We start from the raw sequence: 17,864 nt of genomic DNA, 5'->3' as shown, positions 1-17,864 counted from the left end.
CAACCATGACGCTGGCGATCCTGTGTGCGGGACAAGGCAGGCAGCACCGCGACATGTTCGCTCTGACTGGCGATGTGCCGGAGGCTGCGCACCTGTTTGCGCACGCGGCGACATTGCTGGGCGGCTGCGATCCGCGCGGGTTCGTGCGCAGCGAGGCCGATGAGTCTCTGCATCGCAACCGCGCCGGCCAGATCCTGTGCACAGTTCAGGCGCTCGCCGCCGCAGCCGCGCTCAAAGCTTCAATTCCGAATGGCGTCATCGTCGCCGGCTATAGTGTCGGCGAGGTTGCCGCGTGGGGCGTCGGTGGCCTGTTCGAACCGGCGGTCACGCTCGATATCGTCGCGCGCCGGGCAGAAGCCATGGATGCGGCCACGACCGCCGGCGATGGACTGGTGTTCGTGCGCGGACTTTCGCGCGGCGACGTCGACCGTCTCTGCGAGCGCTACGGTGCGGCGATCGCCATCGTCAATCCGGGCGGTGCCTTTGTGATCGGGGGCAGCCGCGAGGCATTGAGCGGGATCGCTGTGGCTGCAAGGGCGATGCACGGGCCAAGGATCGTCGATGTCCCGGTCGAGGTTGCCTCCCACACGCAACGGCTCGTCGAAGCATCGGCCGAGTTTCGCAACATCCTGCGGTCAGCATCCGTTGCGTTCCCGCCCGCCGGCGGCGCTCGTGTCCTGAGTGGCATCGACGGTGCGCCCATCGCCTTGGCGGAAGCGGGTCTCGACAAGCTCGCCGCGCAGATCTCTCAAACCGTGCAGTGGGAGAGCTGTCTGCAGGCCTGTCTGGAAGCGGGCGCCACGGCGTTTCTCGAACTTGGGCCGGGGCACGCGCTGAGCGCGATGGTCAGGGGTATCCGGCCCGATCTGCCGGCGCATTCGCTGGATGATTTCAGGAGTCTCGACGGAGTCCGCACCTGGCTTGCGCGCCAACTCGGCGATTAGACACGTCAATTCCTTCCAGCTTCGAATGGTACGTGCGAGCTACAAAAAAAGGGGCCGTCCTCCTTGGGAGAGAGGACGACCCTAATGCTCGTACGCCTGGGAGGAGAGACGCGAGCCGTGACTTGGGGTCTCAGTCACTAACATCTCCAGCATCGCCGATCGGGCGGAAGAAGTATTTCAAGTAATCAGGTTGTTTCTCACTTCGCATGATTCACGAAAGGGCAGCGGGCGGAAGGTGAGACACGACCTTGCGCCCCGAAGCTGGGTCGTCGCCGGCCGGCACAGGCGAGACCTGCGCATTCCGGCTCGCGCATCGCCAGCGTGCCGGGGTGTTGCCCGTGATCCGCTTGAAGACGGTGGAGAAATGTGCCTGCGTGCAGAAGCCCACCGCCAGCGCCACCTCGGCCAGGGATGTCTCGGAATTCAGCAGCAGGGTTTTCGCCTGCTCGATGCGCTGATGCAGCAGATATTCGCGCGGCCGATATCCGGTTGCGGCCCGGAACTGCGCCGCAAAATGCATCCGCGATAGCCCCGCGACGCCGGCGAGGTCCGACAGGCTGATGCAATGGTCGAAATGCGTCCTGACATAGTCCTCAATGCGGCGCAGACGCCATTTCGGCAGAGCGTTGACTTTCGTGCGCGGCACTTCGCGCCGGGCCACATGCATTGCCACGGTCTGGGCGATGCAGCGCGCGAAATCCTGGTCGACCAGATGGCCGTGTTCGGTCAGCGCCTTTGCAAGCTGCTCGGCGAATGGATCGCGCAGCAGAACCAGATCGTTCAGGCCATCGGTCGTGACCGGATGCTTTCCCTTTTCCGGCGGCGGAAGGCAATTGGCCGGAACGTGGAAGTGCAGGAAATCGCACGGCGCCTGGAACTGCGCGCAAAGCTGCTTCGACGGTGCGCCGACATAGAGCGTCCCCGCCGGCATGATGCCGTCGAATATGGTTTGAGGGCCTCTGGTCAGCTTGAGACGGGTCGTCTTCAGGGCGATGGCGAAGAAGTACCGGTCGGCAGGCGTCGTCGCTTCCTCGCGGCTCACCGCCGCCTGCGTGGAGGTCCAGCGCGAGATCATGATGTCCTCGCGCCCGCTGCCCACGCGTTGCTCCGGCTGGCGCCATTTTTGCTCGCGGAGAAACGCGCGTGCACCCTGAGGAAAATCCGGTTCGCGAGGACTGGGTTGATACGTCAACCGGGCACCCGCCGCCTGCATATCGGTGAACATCGTTCGTCCCATCCTTGGTCCAACTGGCGGCGTGACCGCAGCTGAACGTTGTTGATCCATGCTCGAACGATAGGTCTGAAGCCGTCGCAAGGCTCGTTAGAGTTGCTTAAATCGTGTTAGATTTTGCGAATGCGGCAGGTGCGGCCGGAGGCTCAAGACTGCCGATTAAGCAAAAAAATCAAAGGCCTATGCATAAGGCCGGGCGGTTCAGGAGCCGCAATCCCGCGCTCCGAAAACCGGGCGGTTCAGGGCAGCCGAGGCGAGGCGTCAATGCCGGGCGTGAGGCCCGGCGCGAGCTTCTCCGCCGACGGAATCGCTGGCACCCGCGCATAGGGAAGCGTGCTCACCTCGGCAGGCTGTTGGGACGCAGATTGGAGGCAATCCGGGCGGGATGGATTTCCGGCGCCGAACACATCGAAGATCGGATCGATGAGCGCCGCACGGAGGCGTCGGGTCCAGGTTTGCCGATCATCCGCGCCGGGCTGCCGGATCGTCACCGTGGCGGTCATGCCGGAGACGAGCGGCACGTCCGGCGGCACCGTGTCGATGGCGAGGCGCACTGGAACACGCTGGGCAAGCCGCACCCAGGTGTAGATCGGGTCGACATTGGGAAGGCCTTGCGTGCCGACTGCGGCGTTCGACACGCTCACGCCGCGCGTCACGGTTTTCACGTGTGCGAGAATGGGCCTGGAATAGCCGACGAGCTGGGCCTCCGCGCGATCGCCGACGCAGACGCGCGCCATCTTGGTCTCCTCGAAATAGCCGTCGATCCAGAAGCTGTTGGAATCGATGACGGAGATATTGCTCACGCCTGTTGTCGCATAGTCTCCGACGCGCAACAGCAGGTTGGTGACGTAGCCGTCGACAGGGCTGACCACATTGGTCCGCTTCAGGTTTAGCTCGGCCTGTGCGAGCTGGTGCGCCGCGGCCTCGAAGGCAGCTTTTGCCTGCGCTGCATTGCCGGCAAAGATCTGCTGCTCCTCCGGCGTCGTGGCCAGGTCCGAGAGGTGCTGGCGACGGTCGAACTCGGCCTGCTTCACCTCCAGATCCGCCGCCCGCTGGTCGACTAGCGCCTTGTCGATGCGGACGGCGACATCGAAGTCGAAGGGATCGATGACGTAGAGGACGTCGCCCTTGTTGACGAACTGGTTGTCGGCCACCCGCAGCTCCATGATCTTGCCCGAGACCTGCGGTGCGACGTTGGCGACCTGCACGCGAACGCTGCCATTGCGTGTCCAGGGCGCGCTTACGTAGTGCTCCCATGTCGCGACCGCGATCCAGACGGCGACCAGCGCGATGCCGAGGGTCGCAAGATGCTTGCTGGCCCCGGCCATCAGCCGTCGGATGGTCCTGCGCTGCGACTTCGGGGACGATGCGGATTGCCAAGATGCGCTGCCGCCGGTGCTGCGGTCGCCGGTATCGCGCGCCATGGGCTGTTCGAGGCCGGCGCGGTCGATCGTGTCGGCGGCGCCGGCTCGTGCCTCGTCATCGACCGACGCAGAATCTTGGGGCAGGGCAGTAGCCATGGCTTTTCTCGCTAGAGCAACAAGGCGAGCAACCCGAACATCGCCACGTAGAGGCTGAGCTCGGCCAACGACGGGTTGCTGAACAATCTGGCGAATCCGACCAGCCGCAGCACGGGGCGAAGCAGCAGGAACGCCATCAGCGCTATGACGGCGTAGGACACGATGGGCGCGATGAGGACGCCGCCGATGACGAGCTCGCGATAGGTGTTCGTCACTGCCGCTCCTCCCTGCGGGGGCCGGCGAAAGTCTGTTGCGGTCCGAACGCGACGCTCGTCGAAACGAGTGCGGCAAGCGCGGGTTCGACGGTGAGGTGACGCTCCGATGCCGCCAGACGCAGCGCCTCGGCGGCGGCCAGCGTTGCGCGGTCATTCCGAAAAGCGAGGGCGGTTCTCGCGGCGCGTGCGGCTTCGGTGAGTGGGCCTGCCGCCAGCCGGTCGAGCTCGGCGCGGCACCGTCGTAGCGCCACTGCCTGATCGAAGCAGCGCATGGCCTCTGCGACGGCCCGCTGGTGGGCCGCCGAGTCGGCGCTGGCGGCCAAGATTTGTCCCACACGCGCGGCATCGCGAAACGCTGCTTCCTCGGGCGCTAAGTGCCGGACTTCTCCGGAAACCAGGCGGTTCAGCTCGCGATGCGCCGCGCCCAGCAGCAGGCTGGTGCGCCGATCGTTGGACAAGGACGGCAGCACGAGCTGCGTCGCAAACGCCAGAACCGCGGACAGCTGGGCAAACAGGCATGTGACCAGAAATGTTTCGGGATCGTAGTTCTGGGGATTGCTCGGCGCGAGCACGGCGAGGGTGAAGACGAGGATGAGTCGGCCGAGCGATGATCGCGCGGGGTTCGGCGACGCAATCAGCAGCGCCAGGCCGATCACGACAGGCGCAAGGCCGATCGCCAGCAGCTGAAACTCGGAAACGCCGTTGAAGACCAGATACTTCAGGCCGCCGGCGAGCAGACAGGCCGGCGGCATGGCAAGGACCGCCAGCATCGTGAAGCCGCGCGGATCTGGAGCCGTAGAGCTCAAGCCGATGATGACCGCAGCGAGCGCCAGACAGAGCTCCGTGGACGGCCATCCCGCCATCACGAAGATGATTGCAACGAGCATGAAGTGGATCGCGGCCCTGACCGCGCCTTCGCCCGCGATGCGGCGCGAGCGGTACAGCGGCGCGCGCCATTGCCGCAACGGATGCTCGCCGGCCCGCATCGCCGCGAGGCTGCGGCACGGCTCGTCATTCGCGCGGGCGATCTCGCTGCGTAGGTGAGCCCTGGACATCGCCAGCAGGCTGCCATGACGATCATCCGGGGTTACGGATACGGCCGGCAGCGCCACAAATACGCGGGCGAGCGCCAGCTGGTTCACGAGGTGCACCATGGCCGAGCGCGCGGCTGCCGTTCGTGCCGTGCCGACGCTCGATTCCGTGGTGAGGCTCGCGATCTCCGGACGCAGTGCCACGATGTCACGCAGCAGGTGTGCTGCGTCCTGTGTGGATGCAGCTTCGCCGCGGATGGCGGCATGCGCGAAATCCATGACGCGGCGATGCAGCGCCTCGAGGCGGCTTGCGAGAACCGGATGATAGTCAGGCGCGGCCAGCACTTCGTTGACCAGGGCCACCGCAAGGACACCGATGCCGATGGCGGCGCCGCGCGCGACACCGGTGGGAAACACTTGCAGCGGGCTGTCGATCTGCTCGATGGCGATCAGGGCAACCGTGATGCAGGAGAGAGCCGCCGCATAGGCGCGGTTCCCATCCAGCATCCCCGCCACATAGACGCAGAGGCCGATCCAGACGGCAAATGCCGCCAGCAGCATACCGCCGGTCTGCGAAAACATGCCGGCGATCGCGATCGATGCCGCCACGCCGATGGCCGTGGCGAGCAGCCGGTAGCCAGCCTTTTCCATGCCCTGGCCGCGTGTGGGCAGCGCCAGCACCGCGACAGTCAGGGCCGCCGAGGAGGGGGATTCGAGCTCGAGCCAAAAGCTCACATAGAGCGCAAGGAGCATTGCCAGCCACACGCGCAGCGCGAAGACCCAGGACCTCGCCGGCAAGCCGGCGAGGAGCCATGGGCGCGCCTGGGCAACGGCACTGCTGGAGTTCACTTGCATCGCGGAGCGTCCTTTGGCGGCGCAGGTGGCACCGCCAATGTCGTGACTTCACGCGACTATTGGGCTGGTATTCCCCGTCGGTCTTTCCGCGCCACCCATCCGATTGCCGGAATGCACGTCGGGCATCCGAAGACGGTCTGCGTTCATCAAAAGGGGGAACTGGCTAGTGCGGTGCGTCGCCCGCCAGCGCCTCTTCGAGGCAGCGGATGATCTCGTCGCCGCTCGAGGGCTTGCCGAGATAGCAGTGTGCGCCTGCGGCCATCACCCGCTGGCGCACCGTCTCGCTCGGAAACGCCGTCATGAAGATGATCGGGAAACGGCGACCGGAGGCAACCAGCTGCGCCTGCATCTCGTCACCGGTCATGGCCGGCATTTGGACGTCGGCGATCATGCATTCCGGATCGTTTCCCGGCGGTTGCCGCAGGAAATCGACTCCGGATTCATAGGCATGCGCCTCATAGCCGAGCGAACGCACCAGGCTCGCGAGCGAGGTGCGAACGCCTTCGTCGTCGTCCACGATCGCAATCACCGGGGTCTTGGCCATTGGCACACATCCTGACCGCGGTGTTCCGCAAGGAGGACATCTCCCATTGCGCGGCCGATAGCTCCTTATATGACCGCGGAGCAGCCTTGCCGAAACTATACTCAGGTTTGGTCCGTAGTCCTGCGGGTCTGGGAAACCCCGAGCGCCTCGGCCTTGCGAACGAGGTCGGCCAGCGACTTAACCCCCATCTTGCGCATGACGTTCCCGCGGTGGATCTTGACCGTGATCTCGCTCAGGCCGATCAGGCCGGCGACCTGCTTGTTCATCAACCCGGCGGTAACATGGCCCATGACCTCGCGCTCGCGTGCAGTCAAGGTCTCGTATTGGGTCCGGATATCCTCCTTCGCCGAGGTTTCAGCCCGGTACTGCGCATCGCGTTCGAGCGCCGCGGTCACGGCGTCGAGCATGTCCTGGTCGCGAAACGGCTTGGCGAGGAAGTCGACCGCGCCGGCCTTCATGGCGCGCACCGACATGGGAATGTCGCCATGGCCGGTCATGAATATGATGGGATAGTTGATGCCCTGGCGGGTCAATTGGCCCTGGAGGTCGAGCCCGCTCACGCCCGGGAGCCTGACGTCCAGCACGATACAGCCGGGGCCGTCAGGCAGCGTGCCGCCAAGCAGTTCGGCCGGTGAGCCGAACAGGCGTGTCTCCAGACCGACGGACCGGAATAGGCTGTCGAGCGAGGCGCGAATGCCCGCGTCGTCATCGACGATGATGACGACGGAACGGGAGGGGGGGGCCGGCGAATGCGGCTGGCTTGGTCGTGTCATGGCGAGGCTTGCTGTTGGCTGAAGGGCAGTGTCAGGCGGAATGTCGCTCCCGAGCCGGGGATGCTCTCTGCCGACAATTGGCCGCCATGAGCTTCCACCGTCGTTCGGCAGATCGCAAGTCCCATGCCCATTCCGCCGCGCTTGGTCGTAAAGAACGGATCGAACAGGCGCGGCAGGTCGTCAGGGCTGATGCCGGGGCCGTTGTCCTGCACCGTGATGACGATGCTCTCCCCATCGGCGGTGCCGGTGCGCAGCGTGACGACGCGGGAACCGGATTGGCCCGACATGGCCTGGCCGGCATTGATCAGCAGATTGACGAGCACCTGTTGCAGTTGGATCCGGTCGCCACGGATCGGCGGCAGGCCAGGTTCCGTCTCGATGGCGAGGACGACGTCGTCCTTTGCGAACTCGCGCGCCACGAGGGACGTGGCTTCCTCGATGATCTCGCTGATCTGCAGCTGATCCTTCTGGGGCGGTGCTTTCTTGAGGAAATTGCGGATGCGGGCCACGATCTCACTGGCTCGCCGGCCCTGAGCGACAACGTGGCCCATCGTGGTCGCGACCTCCTTCAGATCGGGCACGTCGCGCCGCAGCCACCGCAGGCCGGCTTCGCCGCTGGTGACGATCGCTGCCAGCGGCTGGTTCACCTCGTGGGCAATGGAGGCGCTGATCTCGCCCAAGGTGGCGACGCGCGCCGCATGCGCGAGATCCGCTTGCGCGGCGAGCAGCGCATCCTGCGCCTGCCTGCGCTCGGTGATATCGATGACGAAGGCGAGCACGTTACGATCTCCATCCGGCTCTGCCGGAAAGGTGATCGTGAACAGCACGGGGACCTTGCGTCCGTCCAGCCTGACGATCTCAGTCTCGCCTTCGTAAAAGGGTTCGCCTTCGGCGAATGCCAGTAATGCGCCGAGAAAGCTGCGGTCGTTCTGGCCGAGGAGTTTGTCGACATTGGCGATGAAGGCCGAAGAGCCGTCCGCGCCTGCCATCTTCTGCATGGCCGGATTGACATCGGTGATTTTGGCGAGCCGGCGGGCAGAGCGGACGATATCGGGATGTCGCGCCAAATGATTGCGCAAGCCGGCGCCGCCAGTGTCCAGCGCGTTCAGCGTGGCCCGTACCTCGGTCCAGTCCTCCTCCACCACGCCGATCCGGCTTGCGTCGAACATCCGGCGGTATCGCTGCTCGCTCTGCACCAGGGCGCTGTGCGCCGCCACACGATCCGTGACGTCGGTGTGCGTTTCAAGCACGCCGACCGGCTTGCCGAGATCGTCGTGCTGCACGGCCCAGCGGGCATCGACCATGAGTGTAGCACCGTCCTTCGTGCGCTGCTCCACTCTGCCTTCCCAGCGGCCGGTCTCGAGCAGAACACGCTCGATTGCCTCTCGCTTGTCGGGATAGGTGGTCCGCAGCAACGCGTCGGCGGAGCGCCCGAGCGCATCACCGGCCGGCCAGCCATAGGTCTGCTCCGCGGCCTTGTTCCAGAAGCTGATCATGCCGGCGCGATCGCGGACGAAGATCATGTCATGCGAGAGGTTGAGCAGGCGCGCCTGCGCCGCCAGGCGGTTGGTTGCGGCATGGTTCTGCAGCGCCAGCAGCGTGGTGATGGTGATGGCCGCAAGGCTCACCACGGCACGAAGGGCCGGCGAGGCGATGTGCTGGAGATCATGCGAGAGCAGATAGGCCGTGATCGTCAGCACCGCGCAGCCGCTCGCCGCGACCACGATGTCATTGCGCCGGTTCGTCCGCGCAGCGAGCAGGATCGCAACGACATAGAGAACGGCGACCGCGCCTTCGAGCGGCGTCAGGACATCGATGAGGAAAACCGCGACGGCGAGCATTGCGGACCAGAACCGCAGGCCGGCGCGGCTCATGGACGAGCCCGTGGCCCGATCAGGAGTCGTCATCGTCGCTGGTCGTCGTTCGCGTCATTTCACGGCGTTGATGCCGCGATTTCACCGCGCCGACAACATCTGGATGCGTGATTTTCGTGCTCTCTTGGAAGACCGCATGACCGGTCGGAGGCCGCGCGGCCAATGGGGCAGGCAATCTCTCGAAAAACAGCGATTCTCCGCGATTTTCCCCAGCGGTGGCGCGTCAACTTACCGCAGGTGCATCGCGCAGCGCCGTCGGTCGATTCGTCAATGCTTGGACGGCGTCCGGCCGCTGGTCAACTCAGCGGCCTCGCTGCGATCATACCTAGGTATGATGCGATCAACCCGAGAACCTATCGGTCCACCCGCGCGTAGAATGGAGCGCGCGGCCCGTCGAATTACTCTGCTCCCATGACGTTCGGACAAGCCGGCCAGGCTTTCGCCGGATCGAAACGGGACAAGGAGCTTCGACGATGTCGCTACAGCTGTCACAGCCGCTTACCACCAAGGATCATGCATTCGGCTCGATCGATGTCTCGGAGATCGACGGCAGCAGGCGCCGGCGCTCGGGATATTCCGGTCAGGCCGGCAAGGAGGGGACGACGATGTCTCTGGTTCACCTCGATGTTGCACTCGCCATCGAGGCGCCGGATATGCAGAGGTCCGCTCGCGAGTCCGGCTTCAGGGTGTCTGCCAAGCGGCTCGATCGGGAATGCGGTGCAGAGGAGTCCACGGATCCCGTGATGCGGCGGCTTTCGGACGCGCTCGCGGCGACCGAGATCATGCACCATCCCCATTCGGCCATCCTCGCCGATGCGTTGCGTCTTGCCATTGTGACCCGCCGCGCCAGCGCACAGACCGTGACTCAGCGCAGTGAGGCCGAGCCCGATAACGACGAGCGTGAAGGCCGTGCGTGCCGCACCGTACGGTCGTTGCAGAAATGGCGCCTCAAGCGCGTGATGCAATATGTCGACGAAAATCTGGGCGCGAAGATCACGCTGGAGCAGCTCGCCGCCGTTGCCGGGCTCAGCCGGATGCACTTTGCCGCGCAGTTCCGGGCGGCGGTCGGCATGCGGCCTCACGAATTTCTGTTGAAGCGCCGGATCGAGCGTGCCCAGGAACTGCTGAAGCAAGGCGACGTCTCGCTGGTCGACACCGCCTTGACGGTGGGATTCCAGACCCAGGCGCACTTCACGACGGTGTTCAAGCGGTTCGTCGGCGATACGCCCTATCAATGGCGCAGCGCCTATCTGGCGCAATTCATGCCGCTGCCGCGCGCGGAAGCTGTGCCGTCATGACCGAGATCGCAATTCAGCTGCTGATGTTGCCGCTGGCCGGCATCCACATGACGCCCGCGCACAACGAGGTCACGGGCTGGCTCGAAATTGCCCGTGCTCTTGGCAATTCCTACCGTCTGGCTTCTTCAGGGCTGGGGCTCGGCGCGCTCTATGGCCGCTTCATCTTCAGCTTCTGCAGAGCCACCGTCGCAGTTGTCGCGCGATAGCAGGCAACGGATCGGCCGATCGTGCGATCGGCCTGCAACGATGCAGCGGCGGCGCAATACCCGAACGACGCCGGGCCGGAATGCGAACCAGGAGAATGATGATGGCGAGGCGACGACATGTGATTTCATCGCTGATGTTCGGCGGTGCGCTCGTTGCGATCATCGGCATTTCCGAGGCGACGCTCGAGCCGCCGGAGCCGTATGGCGACCGCTTCTGCCTCCTCGATGACGGGCATCAAACCTGCGGCTTTGCAACACTGGCCCTGTGCATGAAAAGCATGACGGGTGCGGAAGCGGAGTGCGTCCGTGAGGCCGCCGACGACAAGAACGCAGATCGGGCGGGTCGGCACGAGCATTGAGGCTGCGTCTGGCCGAGGCTACGATTGTCAAATCGTCCAAGTGCGCTCTCGCACAGCCGTTGGACGTCGGAGGAACGCTTCCTTCCGCTCCCCGTTAGCGGAACAAACGCCCGGAGCGCTCACATGACCCACTATCCAAAACCCCCTTTTCCTGCGCAGCAGCAACCGATGCCCGGCTCGACCCGGGCGATGGATCCGAAGCCGGATCACGGCGAGGAGAGTTACAAGGGGGCGGGACGCCTGGCTGGAAAGAAAGCGATCATCACTGGCGGTGACAGCGGGATTGGCCGCGCCGTCGCGATCGCCTATGCAAGGGAAGGCGCCGACATCGTCATCTCCTATTTGAACGAGGACGAGGATGCCGCCGAGGTCAAGGCGCTGGTCGAGCGGGAGGGACGCAAAGCCGTCCTGATCCCCGGTGACATCCGCAATCCCGAGCATTGCCGCACCATCGTCCGGCGCACCGTCGAGGAACTCGGCGGCATCGACATCCTCGTCAACAATGCCGCTCATCAGGCGACGTTCAAGGATATTGCCGATATCAGCGACGAGGAATGGCAGCTCACGTTCGAGACCAACATCCACGCCATGTTCTATCTGACCAAGGCCGCCGTCCCGCATATGCGTCCGGGCGCGGCCATCGTGAACACGGCCTCGGTGAACTCCGACATGCCGAATCCCAGCCTGCTCGCCTATGCCACCACCAAGGGAGCCATCCAGAACTTCACCGGCGGGCTTGCCCAGATGCTGGCGGAGAAGGGCATTCGGGTTAACGCGGTCGCCCCGGGTCCGATCTGGACGCCGCTGATTCCCTCCACGATGTCGGAGGACAGGGTCAAGAATTTCGGCAAGCAGGTCCCGATGCAGCGCGCCGGCCAGCCGGCCGAGCTCGCCACGGCCTATGTCATGCTCGCGGATCCGCTCTCGAGCTACACATCGGGGGCGACGCTCGCCGTCACCGGTGGCAAGCCGTTTATCTAACTCTCGGCATACAGGAAGGCGTGACTGCGGGGAGGACCCCCCGCGGTCGTGCCGGCCTCAGCTGCGATGCCACGCCGCCAGATTCCACGTGATGGTGTCCCATCCCGAAATGTCGATCATGAGATTGTTGACGCTGGCGTTGACGATGTGCCGCGACAGCAGCGGCAGGAACACGTTGGCCCCGCAGAAGATCTCGTCAACCTTCATCAGCAGCGCGGCGCGTTTGGCGGGATCGAGCTCGTTCTGCGCGGCCTTGTAGGCCTTGTCGGCTTCGGGATCGGAATAGCGCGAATTGTTGCGGCCCAGCCATTTGTTGTCCTTGGTGGCGATCTCCCAGGACACGCACTGGTTCAGCAACCGCTCCGGATCGGGCTGCGGCTGCGTCGTATTGTACATCTCCATGTCGGCGTAGAATTTCGAATAGGTGTCGGGGTTGCCGACGTCCGATGAGAAGAACACCGATGCCGTGACCGCCTTGATCTCGATGTCGATGCCGGCCTTCTGGCAGGCCTGCTTGATGATGGCCTGGGTCTTCTGCCGCGGGGCGTTTGTGGAGGTCTGGAAGACGTATTTGAGCCTCTTGCCGTCCTTCTCGCGGATGCCGTCCGCGCCCCTGGTCCAGCCGGCCTCGTCGAGGATCTTGTTGGCCTTGTCGATGTCGAACTCGTATTTCAGCTTGGGAGACTTGAACTGCTTGGGCGCGTTGACGAAGCTCGCGGTTGCGATGGCGCCGCGTCCGTAGATGAACTTCTGGATCGAATCGCGATCGATCAACAGGTTGATCGCGCGGCGAACGGCGGGATCTGACAGCGTCGGGTGCTTGGTCTTGACGCTCGAACGCTCGCCGTCGACCTCGGTCCAGGGATCCGTCGTGTTGAGGATGATGAATTCGACATTGCCGGAAGGCGTGATGTCGAGCTTGCCTTTGCCGCCCGCCTCCATGCGCTTGAGGACTTCCTCCTCCACCTGCATGTTCCAGGCAAAGTCGTACTCGGCAGTCTGCAACACTGCGCGCGCCGCGGAGACCGCGTCGCCGCCGCCCTTGACCTCAAGCGTGTCGAAATGCGGTTGATTCTTGATGTGATAATCGGGATTGCGTTCGGCGCGGATCAGGTCGCCCGGCTTGAACTCGACGAACTTGTACGGACCGGTGCCGACCGGCTTCAGATTCGCCGGCGCCTCGCGCGACTTGGCGCCGACATAGTCGCCGAAATGATGCTTCGGCAGGATCTGGCCGACCGAGCCGCCGACGAAGGGATCGGCCCAGAACGGCGTTGGCGCCTTGAAGATCACCTTGACGGTGTAGTCGTCGATCTTCTCGACCTTGATGTCCTTGTACGATCCCGTCGTATAGGCCGCGGTCGCGAGGTCCGCGGCGTATTGCCAGGTGAACACGACGTCGTCGGCGGTGAAGGGCTTGCCGTCATGCCACTTGACGCCCTGCTTGAGCTTCCAGGTCACGCTCATGCCGTCTGCCGCAATGCCGCCGTTTGCCTTCGTCGGAGCCTCGGCGGCAAGGCAGGGGATGAGGTTGCCGTCCTTGTCCCAGCCGGCGAGCGGCTCAAAGAAGATTCGCGAGGCGATCTGGTCCTTGGTGCCGATCGCGAAATGCGGATTGAGCAAGGTCGGGGCCTGCCAGAGCAGGACCTTGAGCGGGCCACCGCCGCCGGCCTTGGTCGGTTTGTATGGGAGCCTGGCGTCGGCCATCGCCACGTCGTGCCAGACCAGGATCTGGCTCGCGATCGGCGCGGTGATCCCGATCGCGGCAACGCGCTGGATGAAGGAGCGTCGCGACAGCGTGCCTTGCTTCACCTCCGCGATCAGATTGCGGATGTCCTTCTCGTTCATCGGATGCTCCCCACGCTTGAAAGTTGTCACCGGCCGTGACGCACTCTAGCTCAGGAGGGGAGCATGGGGGAGTCGAAGATGTCGCAGCGAGACGGCGCAACCTCGTCCGCGACCGTGGCGGCTCCGCAGGGGGAGCCGCCATCTCGTCGTCACGCGGCGTTGGAAGCCTTCGCGTCGGAAGCCTTGGCATTGACGCCCTTGCGCAGCGCCACCGTGTTGAGCTTGGTGTTCGCGGCCTTCTCCTCGTTCAGATTGGTGGTGAGGAAGCGCACGATCTCGTCGTGGCCGAGCTCCTCGGCCCATGCGATCAGCGTGCCGTAGCGGCACATCTCATAGTGCTCGACGGCCTGCGCGTTCGCGACGATGGCGGCATCGAGCACGGCCTTGTCCTCGATCTCGCCGGCGGTCTCGTCGGCCTCCTTGATGAGACCGTCGATGGCCGGGCAGTGGGTTCCGCTCGCCTCCTTGCCGAGCTTGGCGAACACCTTCTCGAGCCGTTCGACCTGCTTGCGCGTCTCCTCCAGATGCGCCTTCAGGCCGGCGACGAGGTCCCTGTTGGTGGCCTTCTCGATCATCGTCGGCAGCGATTTCAGGATCTGCTGTTCGGCATAGTAGATGTCCTGGAGGCCGTGGATCAGCAAGTCCTCCATCGATTTGATGTCCTTGGTGAAGAAACCCATAAAAAGACTCCTGTTCTACAATGATGGCAGTGGAACGCCGCAGGCCGGCAGCTGTTCCCGTCCGAGTGAGCGACATGCCTGCAATCCGGCGGGCAACGCAGAGGAACATTCTGCCAAGCGCTCGGGGCGGCCATGGGACACCGGAGGTTCTGATCGAGAGCGCCTGCGAATTCGTTTCCCGTTTGCCGCCGAATGGAGAAGGCGTGCCCGCGACAGGCGCCTAATATGGATTTCCATTTCATTGATTTCGCACTGCAGAGAAGCGAATACGGTTCCATCGATTTCCGAAGATTGCACGGAGACCAAGATGTCGTTTCGTTCACCGCTGATCCTCTCGATCCTGCTCGCTGCCTGGTCCGCCGCCGCGAGCGCCGAGACCATCAAAATCGGCGTCACGCCGGGACCGCACGCGCAAATCCTGGAGGCGGTGAAGCCGATCGCGGCCAAGCAGGGCCTCGACCTCCAGCTGATCGAGTTCTCCGACTATGTCGTGCCCAACGCCGCGCTCGATGCCGGCGAGATCCAGGCCAATTCGTTCCAGAACCAACCTTACCTGGACAATCAGAAGGCCGACCGCGGCTACAAGATCGAGGCTGTCGCGCTCACCGTGAACTTCCCGATCGGCGTCTATTCGAAGAAGCACAAGGCCTTCGCCGACATCCCCGAGGGCGGCAAGGTCTCCATCCCAAATGATCCGACCAATGGCGGCCGCGTGCTGTTGCTGCTGCGCGACAAGGGCGTGATCAAGCTGAAGGACGGCACCGGCTTCAAGCCGACGGTGCTCGACATCACCGACAATCCCAAGAAGCTGAAATTCATCGAGGTCGATGCGGCGCAGGCGCCGCGCGCGCTGGACGACGTCGATGCCGCCGCGATCAACACCAATTACGCAACTCAGGCGGGCCTCGATCCCGTCAAGGACCCGATCCTGCGCGAGGACCCGAAGGGGCCCTATGTCAACCTGATCGCCGTTCGCACCGCGGACAAGGACAAGCCCTGGGTCAAGACTCTCGTGGACAGCTATCGCACGCCGGAGGTCAAGGAGTTCGTCCTGACCAAGTTCAAGGGCGCGGTGCTGCCGAGCTGGTAGGCAGTCTGCCCAGTCCGGCTTCAGTGCGGGGACGATCCCGGCGGGCAGCCTTGCGTATGAGCCTTGCGCAATGCCCGCTTGTCTGGACCTGCGGCAACCGACATCATCGGGGCCCATCCTCGCCCGACAGGGGTCGTATGAAACGCTTTGCAAACCTGAAACGACTGGGCTTCTTCACGCGCCTGCTCGACGAGGCGTCGCCGGCCGAGCGCTATCGCTTCGCCGCCGAACAGATCGTGCGCGCGGAGGAGGCCGGGCTCGATTCCGCCTGGATCGCGCAGCACCATTTCCACGAGCGCGAAGGCGGCCTGCCGTCGCCCTTTGCCTTCCTCGGCTACGTCGCCGCGCAGACCTCGCGCATCCGCCTCGGCACCGGCATCGTCACGCTGCCGCTGGAGAATGCGGTCCGGGTCGCGGAGGACGCCGCGGTGCTCGACCTGCTCTGCAACGGCCGCTTCGAGCTTGGCGTTGGCACCGGCGGCAATCCGTCGGCCTTCGCCGCGTTCGGCCTCGACAGCGCGCAGCGCAACGAGATCTTCGCCCGCAATCTGGAGGTGGTCCGCGCCGCGCTGGTCGGCAAGCCTCTCGATGGTGGCGACACGCTCTATCCGCAACGGCCGGAAATGGACGGGCGCATCTGGCAGGCGACATTCTCCGTCGCGGGCGGCGCCCGGGCCGGCAAGGCGGGCGATGGCCTGTTGCTGTCGCGCACGCAGCCGCGAACCAAGGAGGCGCCGCGCGCGACACTGGCCGAAATCCAGAATCCGATCATCGATGCCTATCTCGCGGCGCTGCCGGCGGGATGCGAGCCCCGCATCATGGCCTCGCGCAGCGTCTTTGTCGCCGACGACCATGCCGAAGCGATGCGGCTTGCGGACATTGGATTGCGGCGCGCGCTGCCGCAATTCCTCAAAGGCGGTCACGCCAGGCCGGGCGAGACGCTCGAGGAGATGATCACAGCGTTCGACACCCATGTCGGCGCTGTCGAAGGTGTCATCGCCTCGCTCCGCGCCGACGCCACGCTCGATCGGGTGACCGATCTGGTGTTCCAGGCGCATTCGGTCGACGCGCCGCACCCCTATACTTTGCGTTCGATCGAGCTGGTCGCGGAGAAGGTCGCACCGGCGCTGGGCTGGACCCGAACCGCACCTGGCGTGGCGTTGGCGGGCTAGTCGGAATCAATGGGATCGCGTTGCACGAGGCTGAAGGATGAGCACCAAGGATATCATCGACACGCTCGCCGGGATCGAGCCGGGCTCGGCTCTGGATGCCATCCGCGCACACCGCCTGCAGGCGCGCGAGAATGCGCATAAGAGCTATCTCGCCTTGTTCGAGCCGATCGATGCGAGTGACTTCTCGCTTGCGGAGCGCTTCGCGGTCGCGGCCTTCGTGACCGGACTGCATCGCGAGTCGCCCGTCGCGTCCTTCTATCGGGAGAAGCTTGCCGCGACTACGGATGGCGCGGCGCTTGCCGAGGCGATCCAGGTCGAGATCGAGCGCGGCCGGACCTCGGGCCCCTATGGCGCCTTTCCGGCTGGCCCCTTGTCGATCGAGAACAAGGCCGGTCTGATCTATCGCGTCAGCGCGGAGCGCAAGCCCGAACTCGGCGCCCGGCTCGTGGCGGCGTTCGAGCATGCGCATCTCCTGGTGTTTCGTCCGCGCGATGCCGCCTCCGCAGACATGAAGGCGCTGCTGGCCGCCAGCTGGTCGACCACCGGCATCGTCACCTTGTCCCAGCTGGTTGCGTTCCTGTCGTTCCAGCTGCGCATCGTCAGCGGCCTGCGCACGCTCGCCGCTGCGAGCGCATGAGAGGAGTCTGCACATGAGCGCTCCCGTCAATCCACCCGCCGTCTTCACCCAGGACGAGCTCGGCTGGGTCTCGTGGATCGATCCGCTGCCCGAGGCCGAGCTGACTGAACGGCATTTCGCCGGCCTCGTCGACCGCGCCCGCGCCAAGTCGGAATATTTCCGCCTGCTGGTGCGCGATCCCGAGGTGCTGGAAGCGCGCACCAAGACCGACAAGGACATCTTCTACAACGTCGCCGACGGCCTGCCGCGCGCCGAGCGCGAGCTCGCGGCGGCCGCGACCTCGCGCTACAATGGCTGCATCTACTGCGCCTCGGTGCATGCGCGTTTTGCCAGCACCTATTCCAAGCGCCGCGACGACGTGCAGCGGCTGCTCGATGAGGGCGTCGGGACCGATCTCGGCGAGCGCTGGAACGCAATCGTCAAGGCCTCGGTGGCGTTGGCCGCAACGCCGATCGCGTTTGGCCCTGACAATGTCGAGGAGCTGCGCCGCGCTGGTCTCGATGATGCCGAGATCGTCGACGTCATCAACGGTGCCTCGTTCTTCAGCTGGGCGAACCGGCTGATGCTGTCGCTCGGCGAGCCTTCGAAATAAGCAAGCCGCCCGGC

General features: G+C 64.7%; 18 protein-coding genes. 9 read left to right on the top strand and 9 right to left on the bottom strand.

Annotation, left to right across the window (positions count from 1 at the left end; translation table 11 throughout):
- Positions 1-5: 5 nt before the first annotated feature.
- On the top strand, positions 6-944 hold the full coding sequence (locus tag SE91_RS25660) for an ACP S-malonyltransferase (protein WP_061849586.1): 939 nt from the start codon (positions 6-8) through the stop codon (positions 942-944).
- A gap of 211 nt (positions 945-1,155) precedes the next feature.
- On the opposite strand, the gene SE91_RS25655 is transcribed toward SE91_RS25660, so the two are convergent.
- From SE91_RS25655 to SE91_RS25625, 7 genes are all read right to left on the bottom strand, one after another.
- A complete protein-coding gene (locus SE91_RS25655; RefSeq protein WP_061849585.1) occupies positions 1,156-2,169 on the bottom strand; it encodes a helix-turn-helix domain-containing protein in 1,014 nt (337 codons plus the stop codon).
- A gap of 245 nt (positions 2,170-2,414) precedes the next feature.
- Positions 2,415-3,695 carry an HlyD family secretion protein gene (locus SE91_RS25650; RefSeq protein WP_061849584.1) on the bottom strand — a complete coding sequence of 427 codons (1,281 nt, stop codon included), beginning with the start codon at positions 3,693-3,695 and terminating at the stop codon, positions 2,415-2,417.
- Positions 3,696-3,706: 11 nt separating this feature from the next.
- A complete protein-coding gene (locus SE91_RS25645; protein WP_061849583.1) occupies positions 3,707-3,910 on the bottom strand; it encodes a DUF1656 domain-containing protein in 204 nt (67 codons plus the stop codon).
- Positions 3,907-5,796 (bottom strand): FUSC family protein, encoded by a 1,890-nt coding sequence (locus SE91_RS25640; protein WP_061849582.1) that lies wholly within the window; start codon positions 5,794-5,796, stop codon positions 3,907-3,909. Before SE91_RS25640 ends, SE91_RS25645 begins: the two co-directional genes overlap by 4 nt.
- A gap of 163 nt (positions 5,797-5,959) precedes the next feature.
- On the bottom strand, positions 5,960-6,340 hold the full coding sequence (locus SE91_RS25635) for a response regulator transcription factor (protein WP_060735069.1): 381 nt from the start codon (positions 6,338-6,340) through the stop codon (positions 5,960-5,962).
- A 101-nt stretch (positions 6,341-6,441) separates the two neighbouring features.
- On the bottom strand, positions 6,442-7,113 hold the full coding sequence (locus SE91_RS25630; protein ID WP_061849581.1) for a response regulator transcription factor: 672 nt from the start codon (positions 7,111-7,113) through the stop codon (positions 6,442-6,444).
- Positions 7,110-9,020, bottom strand: a complete 1,911-nt coding sequence (locus SE91_RS25625; protein WP_061849580.1) for a PAS domain-containing sensor histidine kinase — start codon at positions 9,018-9,020, stop codon at positions 7,110-7,112. Before SE91_RS25625 ends, SE91_RS25630 begins: the two co-directional genes overlap by 4 nt.
- A gap of 440 nt (positions 9,021-9,460) precedes the next feature.
- Here SE91_RS25625 and SE91_RS25620 point away from each other — a divergent pair, with 440 nt between their 5' ends.
- From SE91_RS25620 to SE91_RS25605, 4 genes are all read left to right on the top strand, one after another.
- Positions 9,461-10,285, top strand: coding sequence for an AraC family transcriptional regulator (locus SE91_RS25620; protein ID WP_060735071.1), 825 nt, complete (start codon positions 9,461-9,463; stop codon positions 10,283-10,285).
- A complete protein-coding gene (locus tag SE91_RS25615; protein ID WP_008560498.1) occupies positions 10,282-10,491 on the top strand; it encodes a hypothetical protein in 210 nt (69 codons plus the stop codon). The genes SE91_RS25620 and SE91_RS25615 overlap by 4 nt, the downstream gene beginning before the upstream one ends.
- Positions 10,492-10,610: 119 nt before the next feature.
- Positions 10,611-10,850, top strand: coding sequence for a DUF3551 domain-containing protein (locus SE91_RS25610; RefSeq protein WP_156489783.1), 240 nt, complete (start codon positions 10,611-10,613; stop codon positions 10,848-10,850).
- A 123-nt stretch (positions 10,851-10,973) separates the two neighbouring features.
- Positions 10,974-11,831 (top strand): SDR family oxidoreductase, encoded by an 858-nt coding sequence (locus SE91_RS25605; RefSeq protein WP_061849578.1) that lies wholly within the window; start codon positions 10,974-10,976, stop codon positions 11,829-11,831.
- 57 nt (positions 11,832-11,888) lie between these two features.
- Here the strand turns inward: SE91_RS25605 and SE91_RS25600 are convergent, their stop codons facing one another.
- Together SE91_RS25600 and SE91_RS25595 are read right to left on the bottom strand one after the other, a co-directional pair.
- Positions 11,889-13,679, bottom strand: a complete 1,791-nt coding sequence (locus SE91_RS25600; protein WP_061849577.1) for a peptide ABC transporter substrate-binding protein — start codon at positions 13,677-13,679, stop codon at positions 11,889-11,891.
- A gap of 149 nt (positions 13,680-13,828) precedes the next feature.
- Positions 13,829-14,359 (bottom strand): YciE/YciF ferroxidase family protein, encoded by a 531-nt coding sequence (locus SE91_RS25595; RefSeq protein ID WP_008560478.1) that lies wholly within the window; start codon positions 14,357-14,359, stop codon positions 13,829-13,831.
- Between the two features lie 307 nt (positions 14,360-14,666).
- Here SE91_RS25595 and SE91_RS25590 point away from each other — a divergent pair, with 307 nt between their 5' ends.
- From SE91_RS25590 to SE91_RS25575, 4 genes are all read left to right on the top strand, one after another.
- Complete coding sequence (locus SE91_RS25590; protein ID WP_008560476.1) at positions 14,667-15,449, top strand: MetQ/NlpA family ABC transporter substrate-binding protein; 783 nt, start codon at positions 14,667-14,669, stop codon at positions 15,447-15,449.
- Positions 15,450-15,586: 137 nt separating this feature from the next.
- The gene (locus tag SE91_RS25585; protein WP_061849576.1) at positions 15,587-16,621 is read left to right on the top strand and encodes a putative FMN-dependent luciferase-like monooxygenase; all 1,035 of its coding nucleotides are present in this window, start codon (positions 15,587-15,589) and stop codon (positions 16,619-16,621) included.
- A 37-nt stretch (positions 16,622-16,658) separates the two neighbouring features.
- Positions 16,659-17,258, top strand: a complete 600-nt coding sequence (locus tag SE91_RS25580; protein WP_061849575.1) for a CMD domain protein — start codon at positions 16,659-16,661, stop codon at positions 17,256-17,258.
- A 13-nt stretch (positions 17,259-17,271) separates the two neighbouring features.
- On the top strand, positions 17,272-17,850 hold the full coding sequence (locus tag SE91_RS25575) for an alkylhydroperoxidase domain protein (protein ID WP_061849574.1): 579 nt from the start codon (positions 17,272-17,274) through the stop codon (positions 17,848-17,850).
- Positions 17,851-17,864: the final 14 nt, after the last annotated feature.

It is taken from the genome of Bradyrhizobium sp. DOA1, from assembly GCF_001593325.1.
GTDB lineage: Bacteria > Pseudomonadota > Alphaproteobacteria > Rhizobiales > Xanthobacteraceae > Bradyrhizobium.
This window is presented reverse-complemented; position numbering and strand designations above follow the sequence as displayed.

What these genes read in the sequence shown, in the direction of transcription:
- SE91_RS25660 (WP_061849586.1), top strand. Translation starts at nt 6, where the DNA reads ATGACGCTGGCGATCCTGTGTGCGGGACAAGGCAGGCAGCACCGCGAC.
- SE91_RS25655 (WP_061849585.1), bottom strand. Translation starts at nt 2,169, where the DNA reads ATGTTCACCGATATGCAGGCGGCGGGTGCCCGGTTGACGTATCAACCC.
- SE91_RS25650 (WP_061849584.1), bottom strand. Translation starts at nt 3,695, where the DNA reads ATGGCTACTGCCCTGCCCCAAGATTCTGCGTCGGTCGATGACGAGGCA.
- SE91_RS25640 (WP_061849582.1), bottom strand. Translation starts at nt 5,796, where the DNA reads ATGCAAGTGAACTCCAGCAGTGCCGTTGCCCAGGCGCGCCCATGGCTC.
- SE91_RS25635 (WP_060735069.1), bottom strand. Translation starts at nt 6,340, where the DNA reads ATGGCCAAGACCCCGGTGATTGCGATCGTGGACGACGACGAAGGCGTT.
- SE91_RS25630 (WP_061849581.1), bottom strand. Translation starts at nt 7,113, where the DNA reads ATGACACGACCAAGCCAGCCGCATTCGCCGGCCCCCCCCTCCCGTTCC.
- SE91_RS25625 (WP_061849580.1), bottom strand. Translation starts at nt 9,020, where the DNA reads ATGACGACTCCTGATCGGGCCACGGGCTCGTCCATGAGCCGCGCCGGC.
- SE91_RS25620 (WP_060735071.1), top strand. Translation starts at nt 9,461, where the DNA reads ATGTCGCTACAGCTGTCACAGCCGCTTACCACCAAGGATCATGCATTC.
- SE91_RS25615 (WP_008560498.1), top strand. Translation starts at nt 10,282, where the DNA reads ATGACCGAGATCGCAATTCAGCTGCTGATGTTGCCGCTGGCCGGCATC.
- SE91_RS25605 (WP_061849578.1), top strand. Translation starts at nt 10,974, where the DNA reads ATGACCCACTATCCAAAACCCCCTTTTCCTGCGCAGCAGCAACCGATG.
- SE91_RS25600 (WP_061849577.1), bottom strand. Translation starts at nt 13,679, where the DNA reads ATGAACGAGAAGGACATCCGCAATCTGATCGCGGAGGTGAAGCAAGGC.
- SE91_RS25595 (WP_008560478.1), bottom strand. Translation starts at nt 14,359, where the DNA reads ATGGGTTTCTTCACCAAGGACATCAAATCGATGGAGGACTTGCTGATC.
- SE91_RS25590 (WP_008560476.1), top strand. Translation starts at nt 14,667, where the DNA reads ATGTCGTTTCGTTCACCGCTGATCCTCTCGATCCTGCTCGCTGCCTGG.
- SE91_RS25585 (WP_061849576.1), top strand. Translation starts at nt 15,587, where the DNA reads ATGAAACGCTTTGCAAACCTGAAACGACTGGGCTTCTTCACGCGCCTG.
- SE91_RS25580 (WP_061849575.1), top strand. Translation starts at nt 16,659, where the DNA reads ATGAGCACCAAGGATATCATCGACACGCTCGCCGGGATCGAGCCGGGC.
- SE91_RS25575 (WP_061849574.1), top strand. Translation starts at nt 17,272, where the DNA reads ATGAGCGCTCCCGTCAATCCACCCGCCGTCTTCACCCAGGACGAGCTC.